The 23,958-nt window shown below is 67.8% G+C and carries 21 protein-coding genes; 7 read left to right on the plus strand and 14 right to left on the minus strand.

Annotated features, from left to right (window positions below; translation table 11 throughout):
* Nucleotides 1–57: 57 nt before the first annotated feature.
* Nucleotides 58–1,386: a citrate synthase gene (locus AWU67_RS09190; RefSeq protein WP_082716884.1), complete on the minus strand. Its 1,329-nt coding sequence runs from the start codon at nucleotides 1,384–1,386 to the stop codon at nucleotides 58–60.
* 570 nt (nucleotides 1,387–1,956) lie between these two features.
* On the minus strand, nucleotides 1,957–2,340 hold the full coding sequence (locus AWU67_RS09195; RefSeq protein ID WP_067228131.1) for a hypothetical protein: 384 nt from the start codon (nucleotides 2,338–2,340) through the stop codon (nucleotides 1,957–1,959).
* Nucleotides 2,341–2,453: 113 nt separating this feature from the next.
* Between AWU67_RS09195 and AWU67_RS09200 the strand changes: the two genes are divergently transcribed.
* The gene (locus AWU67_RS09200) at nucleotides 2,454–2,768 is read left to right on the plus strand and encodes a hypothetical protein (protein ID WP_129586675.1); all 315 of its coding nucleotides are present in this window, start codon (nucleotides 2,454–2,456) and stop codon (nucleotides 2,766–2,768) included.
* 5 nt (nucleotides 2,769–2,773) lie between these two features.
* Here AWU67_RS09200 and dapC read toward each other — a convergent pair whose 3' ends face one another.
* From dapC to AWU67_RS17740, 3 genes are read right to left on the minus strand one after another with little or no spacing between them, the layout of a single operon-like run.
* Nucleotides 2,774–3,841: a succinyldiaminopimelate transaminase gene (dapC, locus tag AWU67_RS09205; protein ID WP_067232490.1), complete on the minus strand. Its 1,068-nt coding sequence runs from the start codon at nucleotides 3,839–3,841 to the stop codon at nucleotides 2,774–2,776.
* 47 nt (nucleotides 3,842–3,888) lie between these two features.
* On the minus strand, nucleotides 3,889–4,209 hold the full coding sequence (fdxA, locus tag AWU67_RS09210; RefSeq protein ID WP_047406336.1) for a ferredoxin: 321 nt from the start codon (nucleotides 4,207–4,209) through the stop codon (nucleotides 3,889–3,891).
* A 51-nt stretch (nucleotides 4,210–4,260) separates the two neighbouring features.
* On the minus strand, nucleotides 4,261–5,178 hold the full coding sequence (locus tag AWU67_RS17740) for a hypothetical protein (protein ID WP_234407206.1): 918 nt from the start codon (nucleotides 5,176–5,178) through the stop codon (nucleotides 4,261–4,263).
* 183 nt (nucleotides 5,179–5,361) lie between these two features.
* On the opposite strand from AWU67_RS17740, the gene efeU reads away from it, so the two are divergent.
* Genes efeU through efeB form a run of 3 tightly spaced genes read left to right on the plus strand, consistent with a single transcriptional unit; the run spans nucleotide 5,362 to nucleotide 8,813 of the window.
* Complete coding sequence (gene efeU / locus AWU67_RS09220; RefSeq protein WP_067228136.1) at nucleotides 5,362–6,219, plus strand: iron uptake transporter permease EfeU; 858 nt, start codon at nucleotides 5,362–5,364, stop codon at nucleotides 6,217–6,219.
* A gap of 55 nt (nucleotides 6,220–6,274) precedes the next feature.
* Nucleotides 6,275–7,453, plus strand: a complete 1,179-nt coding sequence (efeO, locus tag AWU67_RS09225) for an iron uptake system protein EfeO (protein WP_067228138.1) — start codon at nucleotides 6,275–6,277, stop codon at nucleotides 7,451–7,453.
* Between the two features lie 10 nt (nucleotides 7,454–7,463).
* The gene (efeB, locus tag AWU67_RS09230; RefSeq protein WP_082716885.1) at nucleotides 7,464–8,813 is read left to right on the plus strand and encodes an iron uptake transporter deferrochelatase/peroxidase subunit; all 1,350 of its coding nucleotides are present in this window, start codon (nucleotides 7,464–7,466) and stop codon (nucleotides 8,811–8,813) included.
* 9 nt (nucleotides 8,814–8,822) lie between these two features.
* Here efeB and AWU67_RS09235 read toward each other — a convergent pair whose 3' ends face one another.
* The 7 genes from AWU67_RS09235 to AWU67_RS09265 all read right to left on the minus strand — a co-directional run bounded on the left by AWU67_RS09235 (nucleotide 8,823) and on the right by AWU67_RS09265 (nucleotide 17,956).
* Nucleotides 8,823–9,287: a hypothetical protein gene (locus tag AWU67_RS09235; RefSeq protein WP_129586676.1), complete on the minus strand. Its 465-nt coding sequence runs from the start codon at nucleotides 9,285–9,287 to the stop codon at nucleotides 8,823–8,825.
* Nucleotides 9,288–9,380: 93 nt separating this feature from the next.
* Entirely contained in the window at nucleotides 9,381–10,052 is a 672-nt protein-coding gene (locus AWU67_RS09240; RefSeq protein ID WP_129586677.1) for a M23 family metallopeptidase, read from the minus strand.
* A 386-nt stretch (nucleotides 10,053–10,438) separates the two neighbouring features.
* Nucleotides 10,439–12,349: a translational GTPase TypA gene (gene typA, locus AWU67_RS09245; protein WP_067228146.1), complete on the minus strand. Its 1,911-nt coding sequence runs from the start codon at nucleotides 12,347–12,349 to the stop codon at nucleotides 10,439–10,441.
* Nucleotides 12,350–12,593: 244 nt separating this feature from the next.
* Nucleotides 12,594–14,342, minus strand: a complete 1,749-nt coding sequence (locus tag AWU67_RS09250) for a dipeptide ABC transporter ATP-binding protein (protein WP_129586678.1) — start codon at nucleotides 14,340–14,342, stop codon at nucleotides 12,594–12,596.
* On the minus strand, nucleotides 14,339–15,283 hold the full coding sequence (locus tag AWU67_RS09255; RefSeq protein ID WP_067228148.1) for an ABC transporter permease: 945 nt from the start codon (nucleotides 15,281–15,283) through the stop codon (nucleotides 14,339–14,341). Before AWU67_RS09255 ends, AWU67_RS09250 begins: the two co-directional genes overlap by 4 nt.
* Entirely contained in the window at nucleotides 15,273–16,202 is a 930-nt protein-coding gene (locus tag AWU67_RS09260; protein WP_067232499.1) for an ABC transporter permease, read from the minus strand. Before AWU67_RS09260 ends, AWU67_RS09255 begins: the two co-directional genes overlap by 11 nt.
* 125 nt (nucleotides 16,203–16,327) lie before the next feature.
* A complete protein-coding gene (locus AWU67_RS09265) occupies nucleotides 16,328–17,956 on the minus strand; it encodes a peptide ABC transporter substrate-binding protein (protein WP_067228151.1) in 1,629 nt (542 codons plus the stop codon).
* A gap of 230 nt (nucleotides 17,957–18,186) precedes the next feature.
* On the opposite strand from AWU67_RS09265, the gene AWU67_RS09270 reads away from it, so the two are divergent.
* The 3 genes from AWU67_RS09270 to AWU67_RS09280 all read left to right on the plus strand — a co-directional run bounded on the left by AWU67_RS09270 (nucleotide 18,187) and on the right by AWU67_RS09280 (nucleotide 20,489).
* A complete protein-coding gene (locus tag AWU67_RS09270) occupies nucleotides 18,187–18,591 on the plus strand; it encodes a thiol-disulfide oxidoreductase DCC family protein (RefSeq protein WP_067228153.1) in 405 nt (134 codons plus the stop codon).
* Nucleotides 18,591–19,376, plus strand: coding sequence for a CPBP family intramembrane glutamic endopeptidase (locus tag AWU67_RS09275; RefSeq protein ID WP_067228156.1), 786 nt, complete (start codon nucleotides 18,591–18,593; stop codon nucleotides 19,374–19,376). Before AWU67_RS09270 ends, AWU67_RS09275 begins: the two co-directional genes overlap by 1 nt.
* 252 nt (nucleotides 19,377–19,628) lie before the next feature.
* Nucleotides 19,629–20,489, plus strand: a complete 861-nt coding sequence (locus AWU67_RS09280) for an endonuclease domain-containing protein (RefSeq protein ID WP_160329736.1) — start codon at nucleotides 19,629–19,631, stop codon at nucleotides 20,487–20,489.
* A gap of 94 nt (nucleotides 20,490–20,583) precedes the next feature.
* On the opposite strand, the gene gcvP is transcribed toward AWU67_RS09280, so the two are convergent.
* Together gcvP and gcvH are read right to left on the minus strand one after the other, a co-directional pair.
* On the minus strand, nucleotides 20,584–23,496 hold the full coding sequence (gcvP, locus tag AWU67_RS09285) for an aminomethyl-transferring glycine dehydrogenase (RefSeq protein ID WP_067228161.1): 2,913 nt from the start codon (nucleotides 23,494–23,496) through the stop codon (nucleotides 20,584–20,586).
* A 63-nt stretch (nucleotides 23,497–23,559) separates the two neighbouring features.
* A complete protein-coding gene (gcvH, locus tag AWU67_RS09290; RefSeq protein ID WP_067228163.1) occupies nucleotides 23,560–23,931 on the minus strand; it encodes a glycine cleavage system protein GcvH in 372 nt (123 codons plus the stop codon).
* Nucleotides 23,932–23,958: the final 27 nt, after the last annotated feature.

Here is a 23,958-nt window from a genome sequence, read left to right on the forward strand (position 1 = left end):
GCGAAACGACCCCGCTGGCCAGGGGCCGACGGGGTCGTTCTCAGAGTGGACCGGTGCTTAGCGCTCCGGGAAGTCGCGCGCGGGCGCTCCCGTGTACAGCTGCTGCGGGCGGCCGATCTTCGTCTGCGGGTCCTCGTTCATCTCACGCCAGTGCGCGATCCAGCCGGGAAGGCGGCCGATCGCGAACAGCACGGTGAACATGTGCGTCGGGAAGCCCATCGCCTTGTAGATGACGCCGGTGTAGAAGTCGACGTTCGGGTACAAGCGGCGGGACTTGAAGTACTCGTCCTCCAGCGCGATCTTCTCGAGCTCCATGGCGATGTCGAGCAGTTCGTCCTTGACGCCGAGCGCCTCGAGCACCTCGTGGGCGCTCTCCTTGACCAGCTTGGCGCGCGGGTCGTAGTTCTTGTAGACGCGGTGCCCGAAGCCCATCAGCTTGACGCCGGCTTCCTTGTTCTTCACGCGCTCCACGTAGCGGGCAACGCCCTCTCCGGAGTCGCGGATCTCGGCGAGCATCGTCAGCACGGCCTCGTTGGCGCCGCCGTGCAGCGGGCCGAACAGCGCGTTGATGCCGGCGGAGACGGAGGCGAACAGGTTGGCCTCGGTCGAGCCGACCAGGCGCACCGTCGAGGTGGATGCGTTCTGCTCGTGGTCCTCGTGCAGGATCAGCAGGCGCTCCAGCGCCTTCGACAGCACCGGGTTGACGACGTAGGGCTCGGCCAGGTTGCCGAAGTTGAGCTTCAGGAAGTTGTCGACGAAGCTCAGCGAGTTATCGGGGTACAGGAAGGCCTGGCCGATGCTCTTCTTGTGCGCGTAGGCCGCCATGACGGGCAGCTTCGCGAGCAGGCGGATGGTGGCCAGCTCGACGTGTTCCGGGTTCTTCGGGTCGATCGAGTCCTGGTAGTAGGTCGACAGGGCCGAGACACCGGATGCCAGCACCGACATGGGGTGGGCGTCGTGCGGCAGCGCGCTGAAGAAGCCCTTCAGGTCTTCGTGCAGCAGCGTGTGGCGACGGATCTTCTCGTCGAACTCGCTGAGCTCGGTGGCGGTCGGCAGCTCGCCGTAGATCAGCAGCCATGCTGTCTCGAGGAAGCTCGCGTTCTTCGCGATCTGCTCGATCGGGTAGCCGCGGTAGCGCAGGATGCCCTGCTCGCCGTCGATGAACGTGATCGCCGACTTCGTCGACGCCGTGTTCACGAAGCCGTAGTCCAGACCGGTCAGGCCGGTCTGCTTGGTCAGCGTGGACATGTCCAGGCTGTCTGGCCCGTCGACGCTGGAGATGATGGGGAACTCTGCAGTTCCGCCCGGGTAGCTCAGCGTTGCAACGGCCGGCTGTGTCGGCTTGGCTGCGGCTGTTCCGGCCTGTGTCTGATCGACGTCGCCCACGGGGCCTCCTGGATCCTGGATGGTGGAAGTAGAAGAAAGTTGATGGACGGGCACGCGATGGGCGGGCAGTCCGAGTTACAGCCTAATCCGCCCCGCGACCTACTGTTGCATCCGCTGAAGAATGCGAGGATCCGTTAGAGGTAAGCTCCTGAATCTGCGCCCCAGCCCGGCACACTAGGATCAGCCCATGACCACGAGGCGGGGGCTCGCTGGCTGCGGCATCGCCGCGGCGGCCCTCCTCTTGTTCGGCTGCGCGGCCGGACCGGATGCCGACGACTGGCGCCTCTCCCCGTCACCGTGAACGACGGCTCCGCCGGGGACAGCGATGTCACCTACGTCATCTGGAACATCAGCGACGACACCGCGGGCGGCGTCTGGACGGAATCCGCCGGATCTTGGCTCCGTGTGGCGGCGGATGGCGCGATCACCCGGTTCAACGCCGGCCCCGAGTACGGGCGGACCGCCCTCGACATCGCCGCGATCAACACAACCATGCTCTACGTGCTGCGCCCCCTCGGCAGCGGCCAGCTGAACACAACGGTCGAGCTCTTCGACACCGCGACCCGCGTCTCAGAGCCTGTGCTCACCGGCCAGCGTGTGCCGACGAGCCCCGATCCGATTCGGCCGTTCACCGCGGACGGCCCCGTCACGGTTGACTCCCCGTTCGGCCCGATCACGAGCATCGACGTCGACCAGAGCGGCCGGCTCGTCTTCGTCGAACGCGTGGACCTGCCGCGCCACAGCTCCGAGCAGTATGTGGTGCGACGGATGTCGCGCGACGGCGCGCTGGAAACGCTCGCCGGGATGGCGCCGCCGCCCGCCGAGGGCAGCGGGACCGAGGTTCCGGTCAGGCAGCCGCGCGACGGCGAGCAGCTCCGCACCCTCGCCCTGACTGCGGCATCCGTCGATGTCACCGCCGGCGACCCCCTCGGCATCGTCATCGGAACGGAGCACGGCGTGTTCCAGATCAGGGAGGACGGCACCGCCCGCGTCATCGACGGCGCGCTGCCAGCCGACTCCCCCGACGTGCCGCGCTGGGGTACGGCCCCGGCTACCGTGTGCGCCTGGTGGATTCCGCAGAGGGCGGCGCCGTTGTGCTGCCGGTCGCCGCGACGCCGGAGCCGGCCCCGATGTGGGTGGCGGGCGGCTCCGCTCGGTTCCGCGAGCTCCTCGATGGCGGGACCGGCGGCTGGGCCGCCGAACCGCCGGCGGGGCTCGCCGTGCTGGACGGCACGATGCGGTCGTCGGAGGCGCTGGCGCGCACCCGCAACGCGGTCTGGGTGGCGCCCGGCGTGCTCGTCGGGATCCTGCCCGGTGGCGGCGATGAGTCCGCGCTCGCCCGGATCGAGCTGCCGACGCCGACTGCCCGCCCGATCGAGTAGTGCGGCTAGGCTGCGCGCAGGCGCGCCGCCGCGGCCGCGATCCGCTCGTCGCTCGCGGTGAGCGAGAAGCGCACGTGGTTCGGGTAGACGTCGCCGTAGAAGGTTCCGGGGCCGGCCAGGATGCCGAGGCCGGCGAGCCTGTCGATGGACTCCCAGGCGCTCCTGCCCTCTGTTGCCCAGAGGTAGAGCCCCGCCTCGCTGTTGTCGATCGTGAAGCCGGCGGCGACGAGCGCCGGCAGCAGCACCGCGCGGCGGGCCCGGTAGAGCTCGCGCTGGGCGTCTACGTGGGTGTCGTCGCCGAGGGCGACGACCATGGCCTCCTGCAGCGGAGCGGGAAGCATGAGCCCGGCGTGCTTGCGCACGGTGAGCAGGCGCTGGATGACGCCGCCGCAGCCGGCGGCGAAGGCGGCGCGGTAGCCGGCCATGTTCGACTGCTTGCTCAGCGAGTAGACGGCGAGCACGTTCTTGCGGTCGTCGCCGACGACGCGCGGGTCGAGGATGCTGGGGATGGGCTCGGCGTCCCAGGGGGCGTCCCAGCCGAGCTCTGCGTAGCACTCGTCGCTGACGATGACGGCGCCGAGCTCACGGGCTCTGTCGCGGGCGGCGCGCAGCTCATCGATGCCGAGCACGCGGCCGTCCGGGTTGCCCGGGCTGTTCAGCCAGATCAGCTTCGTGCTCTCCGGCCACTCGCTCGGCTCGTCGGAGGCCAGTGCCTCCGCGCCGGCGATGGCCGCGCCGATCGCGTAGGTCGGGTAGGCCGCGCGCGGGTGAACGATGGTGTCCCCCTCGCCGACTCCGAGCATGAACGGCAGCAGTGCGACGAGCTCCTTGGAGCCGACCGTCGGCAGCACATTGCGCTCGGCGAGGCCGGGCACGCCGCGGCGGCGCTCGAACCAGTCGATGATGGCCCGCTGCAGCGCGGGTGTTCCCGCCGTCTGCGGGTAGGCGTGGGCATCCGTCGCCTGGGCGAGCGCATCGCGGATGATGGCGGGCGTCGGGTCGACGGGCGAGCCGATCGACAGGTCGACGATGCCGTCCGGGTGCCGGCGTGCGCGCTCGGCGAACGGCACCATCTGGTCCCAGGGGTACTCTGGCAGCTCTTTCAGCACGGGGCGGGCGCTCAGTGGGCCTGCGGCGGAAGCACAGAGATCACCGGGTGGTCCTTGGCGATGACGCCGACCTTGGCCGCGCCGCCCGGGGAGCCGATGTCGTCGAAGAACTCGACGTTGGCCTTGTAGTAGTCGGCCCACTGCTCAGGCAGATCGTCTTCGTAGTAGATGGCCTCGACGGGGCACACCGGCTCGCAGGCACCGCAGTCGACGCACTCGTCGGGGTGAATGTAGAGCGAACGCTCACCCTCGTAGATGCAGTCAACCGGGCACTCATCGATGCAAGCACGGTCTTTGACGTCGACGCACGGAAGAGCGATGACATAGGTCACAGTGTTCAGATTCCCTTCGCGAGCCCACCCTTGCAGGCGGTTCCCACAAGTCTACGCGCGCGGCGAGGGACGGGCGGGCAATCGTGGCCAGGCGAGCACGATCGCGGCGATGATCACCGGCCCCATCGTCCAGGCCAGACCGAGCGCTCCCTCTGGGATCAGCACCGAGCCGCCGGTGCTCCGCAGCGACAACACAAAGATCGTCACCAGCGCGCCGAGCGCGGTGAACAGCACCGTGACGCGGTCGTGCAGCACCAGCCGCAGGCCGACGAGCAGCGCGGTGAAGCCGACCAGGCCGAGCAGCAGCCCCCACGGCACCGTGATCCCGAAGATCTCCGCCGTGGACTGGTGCGCGACGGTGCCCATCGCAGCGAAGAGCGCGCCGACCAGGAAGCCGAGCACGGCCGCACCGATGCGACTGCTCACGCTGGGGGTGTCGGCAGGTTCCGGCTGGCCGCCGCCGATCAAAACGAACTGCTCGGTCGCGCCAAGCAGGCGCGGGGCCTGGCCGTCGACAGTGACGGTGCGCTCGACCACGCTGACTCCGGGCAGCGCGGCCAGGGCATCGCTCTTGGCGTCCAGGTGGTCGGAGACATCGACGGCGATCAGGCGTTGACCGGCCGGCATCCGGCCGCTCACCGCAAGATAGACGGGCAGGTGGCGGGCGGCTGCCTCTTCCAGCGCCGCGGTGACGAGCTCGGACGCAGCGCTGTGTTCCGCGCCGGCCAGTGGCGCGGGCACCACGACGGCCGAGCTGCGCTGGCCGTCGAGAGCGTCGGCGACAGCGGCGCGGGCATCATTCCCCGCCACGGCGACGTTGCGCGCGCCCATCGCCCAGAGACCGGCATCCGCGTCGGCGTCGCCGGCAGAGCTGAGCACCGAGGCCGAGGAGCCCGCGTCAACCAACCGGGCAATCGTGCCACCGGCCTGGGCCAGGGCGTCGCGGCCGCGGGGAAACACGAGAAGCACCCGTTCTTCCCGTCCACTCAAAACCACGTTTCAGCCTTTCGTTCGAGAAGAACTCCTGGCGCTCATCCTAACGAGCGCGCGACTGGACAATCACCTTTCTCAGGTCTACGCTCGACCACCGGAGGCTTTCCGCCTAAGGGTAGGCTTACCAAACTCCCAGACTTACAGCCACACGGAAGAACCATGCTCGCCAATTATCTGATCGGCCTCCGCGAGGGTCTCGAAGCGGCCCTGATCGTCACCATCCTGATCGCCTACATCGTCAAGATCGACCGGCGTGACCTGCTCGGCCGCATCTGGCTCGGCATCGGGCTGGCCGTGCTGCTCGCCCTCGGCATCGGCGCGATCCTCACCTTCGGCACCTACGGGCTGAGCTTCGAGGCGCAGGAGGCCATCGGCGGCATCCTCTCCATCGTCGCCACCGGGTTCGTGACCTGGATGGTGTTCTGGATGCTGCGCACCGCCCGCGACCTCAAGGGCGTTCTACACGGCAACATCGACAAGCACCTGGACGGCACCGGCTGGGGGCTCGTCATCGTCGCGTTCCTCGCCGTCGGCCGCGAGGGCATCGAGACCGCGCTGTTCATTTGGGCGGCCGTGCAGGCGACCGGCGAGACCACCATGCCGATCCTCGGCGCGAGCCTCGGCATCCTCACCGCCGTCGGGCTCGGTTGGCTGCTCTACTCCGGCATGCTGCGCATCAACCTGTCGAAGTTCTTCACCTGGACGGGCGCCGCCCTGATCATCGTCGCCGGTGGGGTGCTCGCCTACGGCGTGCACGACCTGCAGGAGGCCGGCATCCTGCCCGGCCTGCACAACCTGGCGTTCGACGTGAGCGCCGCGATCCCGCCGGACAGCTGGTACGGAACGCTGCTCAAGGGCACGCTCAACTTCTCGCCGGCCACCACCTGGCTGGAGGCCGCAGTCTGGCTCGGCTATGTGGTGCCGACGCTCACGATATTCATCGTGAAGAGCCGCGCCGGACGGCGCCCGGCGCACAAGCCTGCGCCGGCGGCACCCGTCGCCCTCCCGGCCTCCTAGCCCGCCGTCCCCTTCCCCGTTTTCACCCCACACGACCCTTCCTGAGGAGACCTCTGTGTCACGCCTGCTCCGCCCCGCCATCGCCTCCGTCGCCGCCGGCGCCGCCCTCCTGCTGCTCTCCGGCTGCGTCGCCAACGCCCCGACGGCGGATGCCGGCCACACCGGCATCGGCGTCGACAGCAGCGCCGACGCCTGCACCATCGACACCGCATCGGCGCCGAGCGGCAACGTGCGCTTCACCGTCAAGAACTCCGGCACCCAGGTGACCGAGTTCTACCTGCTGGCCGACGACGGCCTGCGCATCGTCGGTGAGGTCGAGAACGTCGGCCCCGGAATCAGCCGCGACCTCGTCATCCAGGCCCGCCCCGGCGACTACTTCACCGTCTGCAAGCCGGGCATGGTCGGCGCGGGCATCGGCAAGGCCGCGTTCACCGTGACGGACTCCGGCCACGACTTCGAGGCCGACGCCGACCTCACCGCCCAGGTCGCCGCCGCGAACCTGAACTACGCCGCATACGTCAAGGACCAGATCGCCCAGCTGGTGACCGGCACCGACGCTTTCGCCGCCGCCTACACCGCCGGCAACGACGAGGAGGCCCGCGCCCTCTACGCGCCCACCCGCGTGCACTGGGAGCGCGTCGAGACCGTCGCCGAATCCTTCGGCGACCTCGACCCGATGCTCGACCTCCGTGAGGCCGACCTCGAGGAAGGGCAGGAGTGGACCGGCTGGCACGCCATGGAGAAGGACCTCTGGCCGGCCAACGCCGAGGCCGGCTTCGCCGCGTACACGCCGGAGCAGCGCCAGGCCCTCGCCGACAAGCTCGTCGCCGACACAGCGACCCTGAACGACAAGGTGCAGAACCTCGACTTCACGCTCGACATGCAGACCAACGGCGCCATCGGCCTGATGGACGAGGTCGCCAGCGGCAAGGTCACCGGCGAGGAGGAGTTCTGGTCGCACACCGACCTCTGGGACTTCCAGGCCAACGTCGACGGCGCGACCGTGCTCTACGGTGGCGTGCGCGACATCTTGCTGGCCAAGGATGCCGACCTCGCCGCGAAGTTGGACCGCGAGTTCGCCGCGCTGCAGAAGCTGCTCGACGCCCAGCGGGTCGGGGACGGATTCAAGCTGTACACCGAGCTCAGCCCGGCCGAGATCCGCGCGTTCTCCGACCAGGTCAACGCCCTCGGCGAGCCGCTCAACCAGCTCACCGCCGCCCTCGTGCTCAACTAATCTGAGAAGCATGAACACTCCTGACGACCGCTCCCCCGGCGACCCTGCCGCGGGGCCGGTCGATGGCTCCGTGGAGTCGGCGACTGAGCAGCCCGCCCCGCGCGGGCTCTCCCGCCGCGGCCTGCTCGGGCTGGCCGGCGCGACGGTGGCGGGCATCGGGCTCGGCGTCGGCGCCGACCGCGCCGTGATCGCGGCATCCGGAGCCGGCCAGTCCGCCCCGAACGCCGCCACCTACCCGTTCTACGGCAGCCACCAGTCCGGCATCGTGACGCCGGCTCAGGACCGGCTGCACTTCGCGGCGTTCGACATGGCCGGCGACGCCGGCCGGGCCGAGCTGATCGAGCTGCTGCAGGACTGGACGGTCGCCGCGGCGGCCATGACGGCCGGCCGTGACATCGGCGACTTCGGCGCGGTGAGCGGCAACTACGACGCCCCGCCGGAGGACACCGGGGAGGCGCAGGGACTTCCGGCCGGCGGCCTCACCATCACCTTCGGCTTCGGCCCCGCCCTGTTCCGCGACGCCGCGGGCGCCGACCGCTTCGGCATCGCGTCCCGCCAGCCCGCAGCCCTCACCCGGCTGCCGCACTTTCCCGGCGACATGTTGGAAGCCGAGGCCTCCGACGGGGAGCTCTGCATCCAGGCTTGCGCCGACGACCCGCAGGTCGCCGTGCACGCCATCCGCAATCTCACCCGCATCGCCTTCGGCCGGGCCACGCTTCGCTGGTCGCAGCTGGGCTTTGGCCGCACCTCCTCCACCAGCACAGCCCAGGCCACCCCGCGCAACCTGTTCGGTTTCAAGGACGGCACGTCGAACGTGAAGGCAGAGGAGACGGCCACCGTCAACGAACAGGTGTGGGTGCACCCGGACGATGGCCCAGCATGGCTGGCCGGCGGAAGCTACCTGGTGGCCCGTCGCATCCGGATGACGATCGAGACCTGGGATCGCACGATCTTGCGCGAGCAGGAGGCCGTCTTCGGCCGTACCAAGGGCGAGGGTGCGCCGCTCTCCGGCGGCACCGAGTTCACACCACCCGATTTCGAGATCACGGGCCGCGGTGACAAGCCGCTCATCGCCGAAACCGCCCACATGCGACTCTCCCACCCCAGCCACAACGGCGGCGCGGCCATGCTGCGCCGGGGCTACAACTTCGTCGACGGCAACGACCAGCTGGGGCGCCTGAACGCCGGCTTGTTCTTCCTGAGCTACCAGCGCTCACCGGAGCAGTTCGTCACGGTGCAGTCGCAGCTGGCCAAGAACGATGCGCTCAACGAGTACATCCGGCACGTGGGCTCCGCGCTGTTCGCGGTGCCGGCCGGTATCCGCAAGGGCGGCTACGTGGGCGAGGCGTTGTTCGCCTAGCGGGGCTCCCTAGCGGGGAACGACGGTGTACAGCACGCCCTGCTCGCTGCCGACGACCATGACGACGTAGTTCGCGTTCTGCGCGAAGTAGCTGGCGCCGGTGACGCCGTCGACCTCCGGCAGCTTCTCGGGGGTGAACCCCTCCGGCGCGGCGAAGCCGGCCGCCTCCAGCTGCGCCGTCGCGTCGGCGACGGGGTCGGCCGCGCTCGACTTGATGACGACGACCCAGCCGGCGGTGCCGTCGGGGTTCTTGCCGCCGCCGACGATGTCTCCCTCGATGACGGGAACCTCGCTCGGCCAGCCCTCCGGCATGGCGCCGACGGAGACAGCGCCTCCGGATGCGTCCTTGACAGCGCCGCTGACGGCTCCGCCCACGGCATCGCCGATGCTGCTGCAGCCGGCGAGGAGGGGCGCTCCCAGCAGCAATGCCGCAATGGCCAACGGTGCAACGACTCGTCTGCGCAGGATGTTCATGGCGTTGCTCCGATCGGGGCGGTCTGGGGCGAACGCGTCGCGCTCGCCCCGTCAAGTTTACGGCAGGCCCGGTTGGCCCGGCCGTGGATGCGCCTAGCCGGCGTAGGTGGCGAGCCAGCCAGCCGGATCGAAGCGCACACCGTCTGCGTGGTACAGCTCGAGATGCAGGTGCGGCCCGGTCGACTGCCCGGTGGTGCCGACGACGCCCAGAAGCTGGCCGGCGCTGACAGTCTGCCCAACGGAGACAGTCATCGAGCCATACTCCATGTGGCCGTAGGAACTGAGGACGGTCTGGCCGTCGACGACGTGCCGGATGTCGACGTGCGTGCCGAGCCCGCCGCTGTCGTTGGCGGCCTCGACCACGACGCCGTCGGCGATCGCGACGACGGGCGTTCCGGCGCCGGGGTTCAGGTCGAGCCCGTCGTGGAACGTCGAGCAGCCGTCGCAGGGCGCCGACCGCGGCCCGAAGGCGTCGGAGACGCGGGTGCCGACCGGCACGGGCCACACCACGAGGCCGACGGCGGGCGCCGCGGCCGCGGGGGCCGCAACGGGCTCGGGGGCGGGGGCGACGTATGCGTCCGCCAGGTAGGAGGCCTGTTCGGCAACCAGCGGCGACGCGCCGCTCTGAACGGTGTTGAGGGCCTCGACCGACTGGGATTCCGGCGCCGCGCGCAGCAGGGCGGCGGCATCCGCGTTCTCATCCGCGAGGACGGCGGCGGTCGCGGCGGTAGTCGGAAGGGCGGCGAAACCCAGCGAGGTGGCCATGGCCACACCCGTGAGGAGCACGCGCAGAGTGCGGGAAGAGGTGCTCGTGCGGCGGCTGGCCACCGCAGGCGAATCGGCTGGGGACGGACGTGCTGGAAGGAAGAAGCTCATAACGTGTGTGGGGGTGCGGCGCATACTCTCGGTTCGACGGAAGCGCCGCAGCCGCGGGCGCACAGGCAATCAGACGAGTGTAGGAACGCCGGCTGGGCGCCCAGGGCGGTACCGATCTGTTTAAGCTGAGAGATCCCCATCTTATCGGCGCGCCTGATCAGCCCGATCCCGGCTATCCCCGCACGATCCCGCCCCATCCGGGCCAAGGGGCACGGATGCCGCAGACGCAGAAACGGCCGCCACGCGATGCGTGACGGCCGTTCCCGGTGCAGAGACTAGCCCTGGTTCTGCTTCTTCAGACGCGAGTAGGTGCGGGCGCGCGCGGTGGAGTCGAGCTCCACCTTGCGGATACGCACGAACTCGGGCGTCACCTCGACGCACTCGTCCTCACGGGCGAACTCGAGCGACTCCTCCAGCGTCAGCTTGCGCGACGGCGTCATGCGCTCGAACGAGTCCGAGGTGGACTGGCGCATGTTGGTGAGCTGCTTCTCCTTGGTGATGTTGACGTCCATGTCGTCGGCGCGCGAGTTCTCGCCGACAACCATGCCCTCGTAGACCTCCTGCGTCGGCTCGACGAAGAACGACATGCGCTCCTGCAGAGCGACCATGGCGAACGGAGTGGCAACACCGGCGCGGTCGGCCACGATGGAGCCGTTCGTGCGGGTCGTGATCTCTCCGGCCCACGGGGCGTAGCCGTGCGAAACGGCGTTGGCGATACCAGCACCACGGGTGATGGTCATGAACTCGGTGCGGAAGCCGATGAGGCCGCGCGAGGGAACGACGAACTCCATGCGAACCCAGCCGGTGCCGTGGTTGGACATGCCTTCCATCAGGCCCTTGCGGGCGGCGAGCAGCTGCGTGATCGCACCGAGGAACTCCTCGGGAGCGTCGATCGTGAGGTGCTCGTGCGGCTCGTGGGTCTTGCCGTCGACCTTCTTCAGAACCACCTGCGGCTTGCCGACGGTGAGCTCGAAGCCCTCGCGACGCATCTGCTCGACGAGGATGGAGAGGGCGAGCTCGCCACGACCCTGGACTTCCCAGGCGTCCGGACGACCGATGTCGACCAGCTTGAGCGAGACGTTACCGACGAGCTCGCGGTCGAGACGGTCCTTGACCATACGAGCGGTGAGCTTGTGGCCCTTGACCTTGCCGATGATCGGCGAGGTGTTGGTGCCGATCGTCATCGAGATGGCGGGGTCGTCGACCGTGATGGTCGGCAGCGGGCGCACGTCGTTGACGTCGGCGAGGGTCTCACCGATGAAGATGTCCTCGAAGCCGGCGACGGCGACGATGTCACCGGGGCCTGCGCTCTCGGCGGGGAAGCGGTCCAGAGCCTTCGTGATGAAGAGCTCGGTCACGCGCACGTTGGCAACGGTGCCGTCGTGCTTGACCCAGGCCACGGTCTGGCCCTTCTTGATGGTGCCCTGGAAGATGCGCAGCAGCGCGAGGCGGCCGAGGAACGGCGAGGAGTCCAGGTTGGTGACCCAGGCCTGCAGCGGGTGCTCGTCGTCGTAGACGGGAGCCGGAACGTGCTTGAGGATGGCCTCGAAGAGGGGCTCAAGGTCGTCGTTGTCCGGCAGCGAGCCGTTCTCCGGCTTGTTGAGGCTGGCGGCACCGTTACGGCCGGACGCGTACACGACGGGAACGTCGAGGATCGAGTCCAGGTCGAGGTCGGGGACCTCGTCGGCCATGTCGCTGGCCAGGCCGAGGAGCAGGTCCTGGCTCTCGGCAACGACCTCATCGATACGAGCGTCGGGGCGGTCGGTCTTGTTGACCAACAGGATGACGGGCAGCTTGGCCTCGAGTGCCTTACGCAGCACGAAGCGGGTCTGCGGCAGCGGGCCCTCGCTGGAGTCAACGAGGAGTACGACGCCGTCCACCATGGAGAGACCGCGCTCAACCTCGCCACCGAAGTCGGCGTGGCCGGGGGTGTCGATCACGTTGATGACGATGGGGCCGTCGGTGGCGTGCTTGCCCTTGTACGAAACTGCCGTGTTCTTGGCAAGGATCGTGATGCCCTTTTCGCGCTCCAGCTCGTTGGAGTCCATGGCGCGCTCTTCGAGGTGAGCGTGCTCGGCGAACGAGTCGGTCTGGCGCAGCATGGCGTCAACCAGGGTCGTCTTGCCGTGGTCAACGTGGGCGACAATCGCCACATTTCGGAGGTTATCGCGCGTGGCGAGTGCCATAAAAGTTTGTCCTTGGTCTGCTTTGTGCGTTGAGTTGCGCCTCGCGGCGAGCACTCTGCTCGACGGGATCAGGCTGAGAAGAGCACTGATGAAGCGCGCGATAGGGCCGGTCTTACAGTTGCGAAATCGAGGTTCGCTGATACCCTATGCAACCAGTTTACCCTGAATTGCGACAAAATCGGCCCAGCCCCCGGATGCCGGGGACTGGGCCGATCGTTGTGGTGCGCGTAGAGGCGCCGGAGACTTAGCGTCCGAAGACGAAGTTCCCGCCCGGGATGGCCGCCAACAGGTCCTGCGTGTAGGTCTCACGCGGGTTGTCGAAGACCTCGTCGGTGGTCGCCGCCTCGATGATCTCGCCCTTCTTCATGACGCAGACGTTGTCGGCGATCAGACGCACGACCGCGAGGTCGTGGGTGATGAAGAGGTAGGTGAGGCCCAGCTCGGTCTGCAGCTCGGTGAGCAGGTTCAGGATCTGACCCTGCACGAGCACGTCGAGGGCGGAGACCGCCTCGTCGAGCACGAGCACGTCGGGCTTGAGCGCGAGCGCCCGGGCCACGGCGATGCGCTGACGCTGGCCACCCGAGAGCTCGCTCGGGTAGCGGTAACGCGTCGACGCGGGCAGCGACACCTGGTCGAGGAGCTCAAGCACGCGGGCCTGACGCTCCTTGGCGGTGCCGACCTTGTGCGCGAGCAGCGGTTCGGCGATGGTGTTGCCGACGCTGTACTGCGGGTCGAGCGAGCCGTACGGGTCCTGGAACACCGGCTGCACTCGGCGGCGGAACTTGAGCAGCTCCGCCCCCTTCAGCGCTGCGACGTCCTGGCCGTCGAACTCGATCTTGCCGCTGGTGATGGACTCCAGCTGCAGGATCAACTTGGCGACCGTCGACTTGCCGGAGCCGGACTCGCCCACGATGGCCGTGGTCGTGCCCTTCTGCACACCGAAGCTCACGCCGTTCACGGCCTGCAGCTCGTTGTACTTGAAGCCCTGCTGGCGGATGCGGTACGTCTTGGAGACGTTCTGCACCGAGATCAGCGGCTTCTCCGGAGCGGCCTGCTCGCGCTCTGCAGCGCGGGCGATCAGCGTCGCGTCGAGCGAGTCGCCCGAGAAGATCGCGGGCGCCGCGGCATCCGCGTGCTTGGCCGACTGGATCCGCCGTGAGGCGAGGCTCGGCGCGGCCGCAACGAGGCGCTGCGTGTACGGGTGCTGCGGGTTCGCGAGGATCTCCTGCGAGGAGCCGGACTCGACGATCCTGCCGCGGTACATGACAACCAGCTGCTCGGCGCGCTCAGCAGCCAGACCGAGGTCGTGCGTGATGAACAGCACCGAGGTGCCGTAGTCACGCGTGAGCGTGCCCAGGTGGTCCAGGATCTGGCGCTGCACCGTCACGTCGAGGGCCGAGGTCGGCTCGTCGGCGATCAGGAGCTTCGGGCGGGCCGAGAGGCCGATACCGATCAGCACGCGCTGGCGCATGCCGCCAGAGAACTGGTGCGGGTACTGCTTGAGACGCTCAGACGCGTCACTCAGTCCGGCCTCCTGCAGAACCTGGATGGCGCGAAGACGCGCCTCCTTGCCCTGCGCGACACCGTTGGCCTTGATGGCCTCCTCGACCTGGAAACCGATGTTCCAGACCGGGTTGAGGTTCGACATCGGGTCCTGCGGCACGTAGCCGATCAGGCGTCCACGGACGTCCTGGATCTCCTTGGCCGAGAGCTTGGTGAGGTCACGGCCCTCGAACAGGATCTCGCCGCCGGTGACGGCGCCGGTGCCCGGGAGCAGGTTGATGATCGACTGAGCGGTCGTGGTCTTGCCAGATCCCGACTCCCCCACGATGGCCAGGCTCTGACCGGCGTAGAGGGTGAGGTCGACGCCGCGGACAGCAGGCACGAGGCCGCGCTGGGTGCGGAAGCCTACCTCGAGATTGCGAATCTGCAGCAGTGGCGTTTCCGAGGTATCGATGTTCTGGCTCTTGTTCTCGTTCATGATCTGGGTCATCGACGTGCCCTCGCTGCCGGGTCAAGCGCGTCACGCACCACGTCGCCGAGCATCAGGAACGACAGCACGGTGAGCGAAAGCGCAGCGGACGGGAGCAGGAGCACCTGCGGGTTGGTGCGGATCGACGTCTGCGCCTGGGCGATGTCGTTGCCCCAGGACATGACGGTCGGCGGGAGGCCGATACCGAGGAAGGACAGCGTCGCCTCGGCGACGATGAAGGTTCCGAGCGAGATCGTCGCGACCACGATCACCGGGGCGATCGAGTTCGGCACCACGTGGCGGACCAGGATCTTGAACTTCGAAACGCCGAGCGCGATAGACGCCGTGACGTAGTCGGAGTTGCTTGCCGAGAGAACGGCACCACGCATGATGCGGGCGATCTGTGGCCAGGCGAACACGGCGAGCACGAATGCCACCGTGAGCGGCGTGCGCTCCGGGATGACCGACATCAGAACGATCGCACCGAGAACGGTGGGGATCGCGAAGAAGATGTCGCCGACCCGCGAGACGAAGGAATCGAGGAAGCCACCGTAGTAACCGGCGAGCGATCCGATGATGATTCCGCTGAACGTGACGAGCAGTGTCGCGATCAGGCCGACGGTGACAGATGCCTGCGTACCGAAGATGATGCGCGAGTAAACGTCACAGCCCTGGCGGGTGAACCCGAGCGGGTGGCCCGCCGTGGGTGCACCGTTGCTGTTCGCCAGTTCACAGCCGAGGTTGGGCGAGACCGAGGTGAACAACCCCGGGAACGCCGCAACGACCAGAATCAGCAGGATCAGCGCGGAGGAGAACCAGAACGACGGGCGACGGCGCATGGAATCCCAGGCGTCATCCCACGTGCTGCGGGCCTTCTGCGACTCGTCGAGCTTGTCGACGACTGCGACGGGTGTCTCTTCGAGCGGAGCAACGTAGTGCTCTTGGAATTTTCTATTTTGCATAGCGAATCCTCGGGTCAAGCAGGGCGTAGAGCAGGTCGACGAGCAGGTTCGCGACAACGAAGATGATCACCATGATCGCGACGAACGAGACGACAGTCGGGCCCTCGCCCAGAATCACGGCGCGGTAGACGGTGCCACCCACTCCGTTGATGTTGAAGATGCCCTCCGTGACGATGGCACCGACCATGAGCGCACCCAGGTCGACACCCAGGAAGGTCACGACGGGTACCAGCGAGTTGCGCAAAACGTGGACAGAGACGACGCGGCGGCGGGACAGCCCCTTTGCTGTTGCCGTGCGCACGAAGTCCGCGTTCAAGTTGTCGGCGACGCTGGCCCGGGTCAATCGCACAATGTAGGCGAACGAGACGGATGCCAGCACGATGGCCGGTAGGACCAGCTCACTGTATGGCGCCGCACTGCTCACTGTTGTGCGCGCCCAGCCCAACTGGATGCCGAAGACAAACTGCAATACGAAACCGATGACGAACGTCGGAACCGAGATCAGCAGCAGGCTGACCACGAGAGCGCTCGCATCGAACCACTTGCCCTTGCGGAGACCGGCGACCAGACCAACGATGATGCCGAAGACGGCCTCAAAGAAGAGCGCGAGGGTGGCCAGGCGCAGCGTGATCGGGAATGCCTGAGCCATGACGTCACTGACCGGGCGACCCGAGTAGGTCGTGCCGAAGTCGCCCTGGAACAGTCCGCCGATGTAGAGGAGGTACTGCACGATGAACGGCTTGTCGAGGTTGTACTGCGCCCGCACCTGCTCAATGACGCCGGGAGCGGGGGGTCGATCACCGTAAAGTGCGGCGATGGGGTCTCCGGGAAGAGAGAAGACCATGAAATAAATCAAAAATGTCGCGCCAAAGAAGACGGGAATCATCTGGAGAATACGTCTGCCGGTGTACCACAGCATCAGCATCCTCCGTTCACAGAGAGAAGCATGGGGGTCACAATCACTGTAGAAGCCTAGTCGCCCTGCTGCCCGGGTTTGTGACTCGGGCAGCAGGGCGAGCTATGGGGTGAAGTTAGTAGCGGGTGCTACTTCTTCGTAATCTGGCTGTACAGCGGGACGGAGTCCCAGCCGAACACAACATTGTCGACCTGGTCAGACCAGACGCCCACGACGTTGGAGTACCAGAGCGGCACGGTGGCGAGGTCCGAAAGCAGGACCTCCTGTGCAGCCTGGTACTTCGCGGTTGCATCTTCGATGGTCTTGGCGTTCGAGCCCTCCTTGAGGAGGCCGTCGAACTCGGGGCTGGTGTAGCCCTCGTAGTTGCTGCCTGCACCGGTCTGGTAGAGCGGGGCGAGGAAGTTGTACATCGAGGGGTAGTCGCCCTGCCAGCCGGCGCGAACGCCGCCCGTCAGCGTCTGGTTCTTACGGTCGTCCAGCATTGCGGCGAACGTCGGGTAAGGCTTGCCAGCGGCGGTGATGCCGAGCGTGTTCGCGATGCTGTTGGTGACAGCCTCGACCCAGGCCTGGTGGCCACCGTCGGAGTTGTACGCGATGGTGAACTCGCCCTCGAACGGCGAGATCTTGTCAGCCTCGGCCCAGACCTTCTTGGCCTCTTCCGGGTTGTACGCGAGAACGTCGGCGCCCTTGAGCTTGTCGGTCCAGCCGTTGATGACCGGCGAGGTGTAGTCGGTCGCCGGGGTACGGGTGCCCTGGAAGATGACGTCGGTGATCTCGTCGCGGTTGATCGACATCGAGATGGCGTGACGACGCAGCTGTCCCTCTTCACCGCTGAAGTGCGCGATGTACTCGGGGATGTTGAATGCCTGGAAGATCGCGGCGGCCTGGTTGGCGTTGCGCTCCGGGAAGTCGGTCTCGAAGGTCTGGAATGCCGAGTCCGGCACACCGTCGAGCACGTCGAGGTTTCCACCCTGAGCATCGGCGTATGCAGCCTCAAGCGTCGGGTAGAAGATGATCGTCAGGCCACCGTTGGCGGGGGTGCGGACACCCTTGTAGTCGGGGTTGGTGATCAGGTCGATCTTCTCTTCGTGGACCCAAGCCTTGTCGGAGGCCAGCTTGTACGGGCCGTTTCCGATCGGGTTCTGGCCGAAGGCTTCCATGTCGGCGAGGCCGGCCTTGGGGATCGGCATGTAGGCCGTGTAGCCCAGGCGCAGCGGCCAGTCGGCCTCGGGAGCAGCAAGCTCGACCGTGAAGGTCTTGTCGTCAACGATCTTGAGACCGGTGAGCTCGGTGTCAGCGTCGTAGGAGAAGCCCACGATGTTGTCGAAGAAGTAGGAGGCGCTCTGTGCGTTGCTGAACAGTGCCGCGTACTTCCATGCGTCGACGAAGGAGGCAGCGTCAACGGGCTCGCCGTTGGTGAACTTCCAGCCGTCGTTGAGCGTGACCGTCCAGTTGGTGGCGTCGTCGGACTCGATCGACTTCGCGACCTCGTTCTCGATGGCGCCGTCTGCCGTGTACGACACCAGACCAGCGAAGATCGACGTGGTGATCTTGCCGCCACCGGTCTCGGTGGTGTTGGCGGGGAGCAGCGGGTTCTGCGGCTCGGAACCGTTGGTCGTGATGATGGCCGTCGACGAACCGGTGGAACCGGTCGTGCTGCCATCGCCGCTGCCACTGTCGGTCGCGCAACCGCTCAGCGCGAGCGCGCTGGCGGCAGCAAGAGCGACGGCGACGAGGCCTAGCTTCTTGATCTTCAAGTTTTCCTCCTGTGCAAAGTGGGCAACGGCAGCACGGAATCCATTTGTCGCACCGCCGCGCCAAGTACCCACGAGATTATGCAGCGCGGCCACCATCTGCAAATCCAGTGTCCAACTGTTATAGACCAGCAACGTCATGCGCAGATTTTCTGCAGATTCTTACAAAATTCAACATAATTCGTCTAACGGTCGCAGGATCTTGCGCGTCCCGCGCGTGCTTGAATTACCCCATGGTCTCCGCAGCCTCTTCGCATCCCGCACTGCTCATCTTTGACGGCGATTGCGGGTTCTGCACGAGCGCCGTCGGCTGGCTCCGACGCACCCTGCCGGCCATGCCCGAAGCCTCCCCCTACCAGTGGACGGCGCTTGGGGATCACGGGCTGAGCGAGACGGATGCCGCCTCGAGGGTGTGGCTCGTCGTGCGCGATGGGGGCGGAGCCGTCCGCCGCCTCGGCGGCCACCGCGCTGTGGCTGGACTGCTGACGCATCAGCCGGTCGCTGCCCTCCGCCTGCTCGGCCACCTGATGAACCTGCCGCCGTTTTCCTGGGCCGCCGCACTCGGCTACGCGCTGGTTGCGCGCTACCGTTTCGCGCTGCCCGGTGGCACGCCGGCCTGCCGGGTCGGCCAGTCGTGATGCCTGAGCGGCCTGCGGCCATCACCGACCCGGCCATGCGTCGGCGGTTGTGGATCGAGCTCGTCATCGTGCTGGGGCTCTCGCTCGGGGCATCCGCCGTCTACTCGATCGTCTCGCTGATCGCCAAGCTGACCCAACCGGTTCCCCTCGGCGATCAGAGCACCGCCCTGAACACCGCGCAGTCGACCCGGGAGTGGCTCGACTTCACCTACCAGTTCCTGCACATCTTCTTCGCGCTGTTTGCCGTCGCCCTGGTGCTCTACCTGCTCTGGCGGCCGGGCCACAGCCCGTTCCGCCGGATAGGCTTCGACCTCACCCGGCCCGGGCGCGACCTCGGCGCCGGCCTACTGCTGGCGGCCGTCATCGGCATCCCGGGCATCGGGCTCTACCTGGCCGGCCGCGCGCTCGGGATCACCGTCGCCATCAGCGCTTCGCCGTTGGACACGTTCTGGTGGACGATCCCGATCCTGCTGCTCTCGGCCGCGAATGCGGCGCTCAGCGAGGAGATCATCGTCGTCGGCTACCTGTTCACCCGGCTGCGCCAGTTCGGCTGGAACCGCTGGGCGATCATCCTCGGCAGCGCGACCCTGCGCGGCAGCTACCACCTGTACCAGGGCATCGGCCCGTTCTTCGGCAACTTCGCCATGGGCGTGCTGTTCGGCTGGTTCTACGAGAAGCGCGGCCGCACCATGCCGCTCGTCGTGGCGCACTGGATCCTCGATGCGGCGTCCTTCGTGCTCTACCCGCTTGCCGTGCTCTGGTGGCCGACCCTCTTCAGCGCCTGACACGTGCCGCGCCCGGCCACACCCTGAATCGAGAAGCAAGAAAACGCACCAAGACCGAAGTCTTGGTGCGTTTTCTTGCTTGTCGATTGTGTTGGCGGGCGCGAGGAGGCCGCGTTGTGGATAACTTCTGCGCGGGATGCGGGCTTCGCGCGATCATGGGGCATGCCTCGCCTTGTGCCGCTGCCGCCCGAGCGGGGCGGGCGCGCCTTTTCGGTGAACGACGGCCGCGATGCTGGCCTCACTCTGGGGCGTTTGCGCAGCAACGATCTCAGAAGCCCGTTCCACGGCATCCGCGCCACGGAGAGCACCGACGACGACCCACTCGAGCACTGCCGGGCGTACGCGAAGCGGATGCGACCCGGCCAGTTCTTCAGCCACCTCACCGCCGCGCGGCTGTGGGGCGCACCGCTTCCCGCGCAGTTCGGGCCAGGGGCAATCGGCGCCGCCGAGCCGCTCCATGTATCGAGTTGCGCGCCGCAGCGCCCGCCGCACACACGCGGCGTCATCGGGCACGACTTTCCCGCTGATGGCGTTCCGCATCAGCTCCGCCACGGGCTGCCGGTTGCCAGCGCCGCCGCAATGTGGGTGCAGCTCGCCGGGCTCCTCCCGCCCGATGAACTCGTGGTCGTCGGCGACTACCTCGTGCTCGACCCGTTCCTGCTCGACCCTCTCGACCCGCGCCCCTATGCGACCATCGCCGAACTGGCCGATCAGTTGGCGGCCCACCGCGGGCGCGGGAAGCGCGCGGCCGTTGCCGCGCTCGCCCGGGTGCGCACCGGTGCGGAGTCGCGACCGGAGACGCTGCTCCGACTCCTGCTGGTTGATGCGGGCCTTCCCGAGCCGCTGCTCAACCAGGTGCTGAAGGACTCGGGCGGTCGCTTCCTGGGACGGGTCGACATGGTCTACCCGGAGTGGCGGGTCGTTGTGGAGTACGACGGTGACCAACACCGCACGAGCACCGCGCAGTACGAGCGCGATCTGACCCGGCTCGACGCGATCCGCCGCGCGGGCTGGACCGTGATCCGAGTGCGCAAGCACGGGCTGTTCGTGCGCCCAGAGACGGCCGTTGCCCAGGTTCGCGCCGCACTCATCGCGGGCGGCTGGCACGGGTGACCGCCCCTCCCGCCCAGAATTCATCGAGAAGCAAGAAAACGCACCAAGACCGAAGTCTTGGTGCGTTTTCTTGCTTCTCGATGGACGAGACGGTTTAGGCGAAGGCCTCCGGCGGCGGGCAGGCGCAGACCAGGTTGCGGTCGCCGTAGGCCTGGTCGATGCGGCGCACCGGGGCCCAGTACTTGTTGCGGATGAGCGAGCGCACCGGGTAGACCGCGGTCTCGCGGCTGTACGGGTGCGTCCACTCCCCCGAGCCGTCGTCGCCGGTCACGACCGACTGCGCGGTGTGCGGGGCGTTCCGCAGCGGGTTGTCGTCGGCCGGCCAGACGCCGGCGGCGACGGCATCCGCCTCGGCCTTGATCGAGACCATGGCCTCGATGAAGCGCTCGATCTCACCGAGGTCTTCCGACTCGGTCGGCTCGACCATGAGCGTGCCCGCGACGGGGAACGACATGGTCGGGGCGTGGAAGCCGTAGTCAACGAGGCGCTTGGCCACATCGTCGACGGTCACGCCGGTCGCCTCGGTGAGCGGGCGCAGGTCGAGGATGCACTCGTGCGCGACCAGGCCGTTGTCGCCGGTGTAGAGCACCGGGTAGTGCGGGGCCAGGCGTGCGGCGATGTAGTTCGCGCTCAGCACGGCGGCGCCGGTGGCCTGCTTGAGACCCTCCGCGCCCATCATGCGGATGTACGCCCAGGTGATCGGGAGGATGCTCGGGCTGCCGTAGGGGGCGGCCGAGACCGGTCCGCCGGCGTGCACGTACGGGCCGTGGTCCGCACGCTGGGCCAGCGGGTGGCCGGGCAGGAACGGGGCGAGGTGGGCCTTGGCCGCGACCGGGCCGACGCCGGGTCCGCCGCCGCCGTGCGGGATGCAGAACGTCTTGTGCAGGTTGAGGTGCGAGACGTCGCCGCCGAAGTCGCCGAACCGGGCGAAGCCGAGCAGGGCGTTCAAGTTGGCACCGTCAACGTAGACCTGGCCGCCGGCATCGTGCACGGCCTGGGTGATGGCCGTGACCTCGTGCTCGTAGACGCCGTGCGTCGACGGGTACGTGATCATGAGGGCCGAGAGCTGCTCTGCGTGCAGGGCGATCTTGGCGCGCAGGTCGTCGAGGTCGACGTTGCCGAGCTCGTCGCAGGCGACGACGACGACCTTCATGCCTGCCAGCACGGCGGATGCCGCGTTGGTGCCGTGCGCGCTCTGCGGGATCAGGCAGACGGTGCGCTCGAGCTCGCCGTTGGAACGGTGGTAGCCGCGGATCGCCAGCAGGCCGGCGAGTTCGCCCTGGCTGCCGGCGTTCGGCTGCAGCGATACGGAGTCGTAGCCGGTGACCTCGGCGAGCCAGCTCTCCAGCTGCTCGATCAGGGCGAGCGAGCCGAGCACGTCGGCCTCGGGGGCGAAGGGGTGCAGGCCGGCGAACTCGGGCCAGGTGACGGCCTCCATCTCGGTGGCCGCGTTGAGCTTCATGGTGCAGGAGCCGAGCGGGATCATGCCGCGGTCCAGCGCGTAGTCGCGGTCGGCAAGGCTCTTCAGGTAGCGCATCATCTGCGTCTCGGAGTGGTGCGAGTTGAACACCGGGTGGCCGAGGTAGGAGCTGGTGCGCACCAGCGGGGCTGGCACGGCGGCGCGCAGGGCGTCGGCGGTCAGCTGCACGGCGACCGGGGTGCGCTCGGGCAGGCCGAACGCCTCGGCGATGAGCGACAGGTCGGCCTCGGTCGTGGTCTCGTCGACGGAGATGGCGACGGTGGCCTCGCTCACCTCCCAGAGGTTGTAGCCGCGGGCGCGGGCACGCTCGATCACGGTCGATGCGAGCCCGGGAACGTGCACCCGGATCGTGTCGAAGAAGTCGTCGTTGGCCAACGTGAGGCCGTAGCCGGTGAGCACGTCGGCGAGGGCGCGGGCCTTCAGCGCGGTGCTGACGGCGATGTGGCGGATGCCGGCCGGGCCGTGGTAGACGGCGAACATGCTCGCCATGACGGCCAGCAGCACCTGCGCGGTGCAGATGTTCGAGGTGGCCTTCTCGCGGCGGATGTGCTGCTCGCGCACCTGCAGGGTGAGGCGGTAGGCGGGGTGGCCGACGGCATCCTTCGACACACCGACGAGGCGGCCGGGCAGCTGGCGCTCGAGGCCGGCGCGCACGGCCATGTAGCCGGCGTGCGGGCCGCCGAAGCCCATCGGCACGCCGAAGCGCTGGCTGGTTCCGACGGCAACGTCGGCGCCGAGCTCGCCCGGCGAGGTGAGCAGCGCGAGGGCCAGCAGATCGGCGGCAACGACGACGAGGGCGCCCTGCGCCTTCGACGCGGCGATCACGGCGGACGGGTCCCAGACCCGGCCGGAGGCGCCCGGGTACTGCACGAACGCTCCGAAGTGCTCGCCGAGAGCGGCCACGTCGGTGTCGGCGTTCAGCGCGGTGACGACGAGCTCGATGTCGACGGCCTCAGCACGTGACTGGAGCAGCGCGAGCGTCTGCGGGAACACGTCGGCGTCGACGATGAAGCGGTTGTTCTTCAGCTTGGACGCGCGGCGGGCCAGCAGCATGCCCTCGACGACGGCGGTGCCCTCATCAAGCATCGACGCGTTGGCGGTGTCGAGCCCGGTCAGGTCGGTGACCATCGTCTGGAAGTTGATCAGCGCCTCGAGGCGGCCCTGCGAGATCTCCGGCTGGTAGGGCGTGTACGCCGTGTACCAGCTCGGGTTCTCGAGCACGTTGCGCTTGATCACCGACGGCGTGATGGTGCCGTAGTAGCCGAGGCCGATCATCGAGGTGCGCACCGTGTTCTGGTCGGCGATGGCCCGCAGTTCGGCCAGCGCCTCGCGTTCTGTTGCGGCATCCGGGATCGCCGAATTGAGAATCTCGCCGACGCGGATCGACTCGGGCACCGCTGCGGTGAGCAGGTCCTCGAGGCTGTCGTAGCCGAGCGTCTGCAGCATCTGCTGCTGCTCGTTCACGCCGACGCCGATGTGGCGGCGTCCGAAGGCGTCGGTATTGAATGCAGATGAGGTGGGGTTCATTGCTCTCGAGATTCTCTGTGCTGGTTCAAACGGATGTTCGTCAGAAGCGGATGCGCTCGGTGACTAGTCGGCGATGAGCGCGCTGTACTCGTCGTAGCTCAGCAGCGTCGGCAGCTCGGCGAAGCTGATCTTGATGAGCCAGCCCTCGCCGAAGGGGTCGGAGTTGATCAGCTCGGGTGCGTCGACCAGGGCCTGGTTGATCTCGGTGACGGTGCCGTCGACGGGGATGATCAGCTCGCCGACCGACTTGGTCGACTCGATCTCGCCGACAACGCTGCCAGCGGTGATCTCGTCGCCGGAGTCCGGCAGGTCGACGAACACGACGTCGCCCAGCTGGTCGGCGGCGTAGGCGGTGATGCCTACGACGGCGGTGTTGCCGTCGACGAGCAGCCACTCGTGGTCGGCGGTGTACTGGAGGGTGGTGGGCTCGGCCATGATGGCTCCTTTGAGTGGGGTGATCGG

This window comes from Microterricola viridarii (assembly GCF_001542775.1).
GTDB lineage: Bacteria > Actinomycetota > Actinomycetes > Actinomycetales > Microbacteriaceae > Microterricola > Microterricola viridarii_A.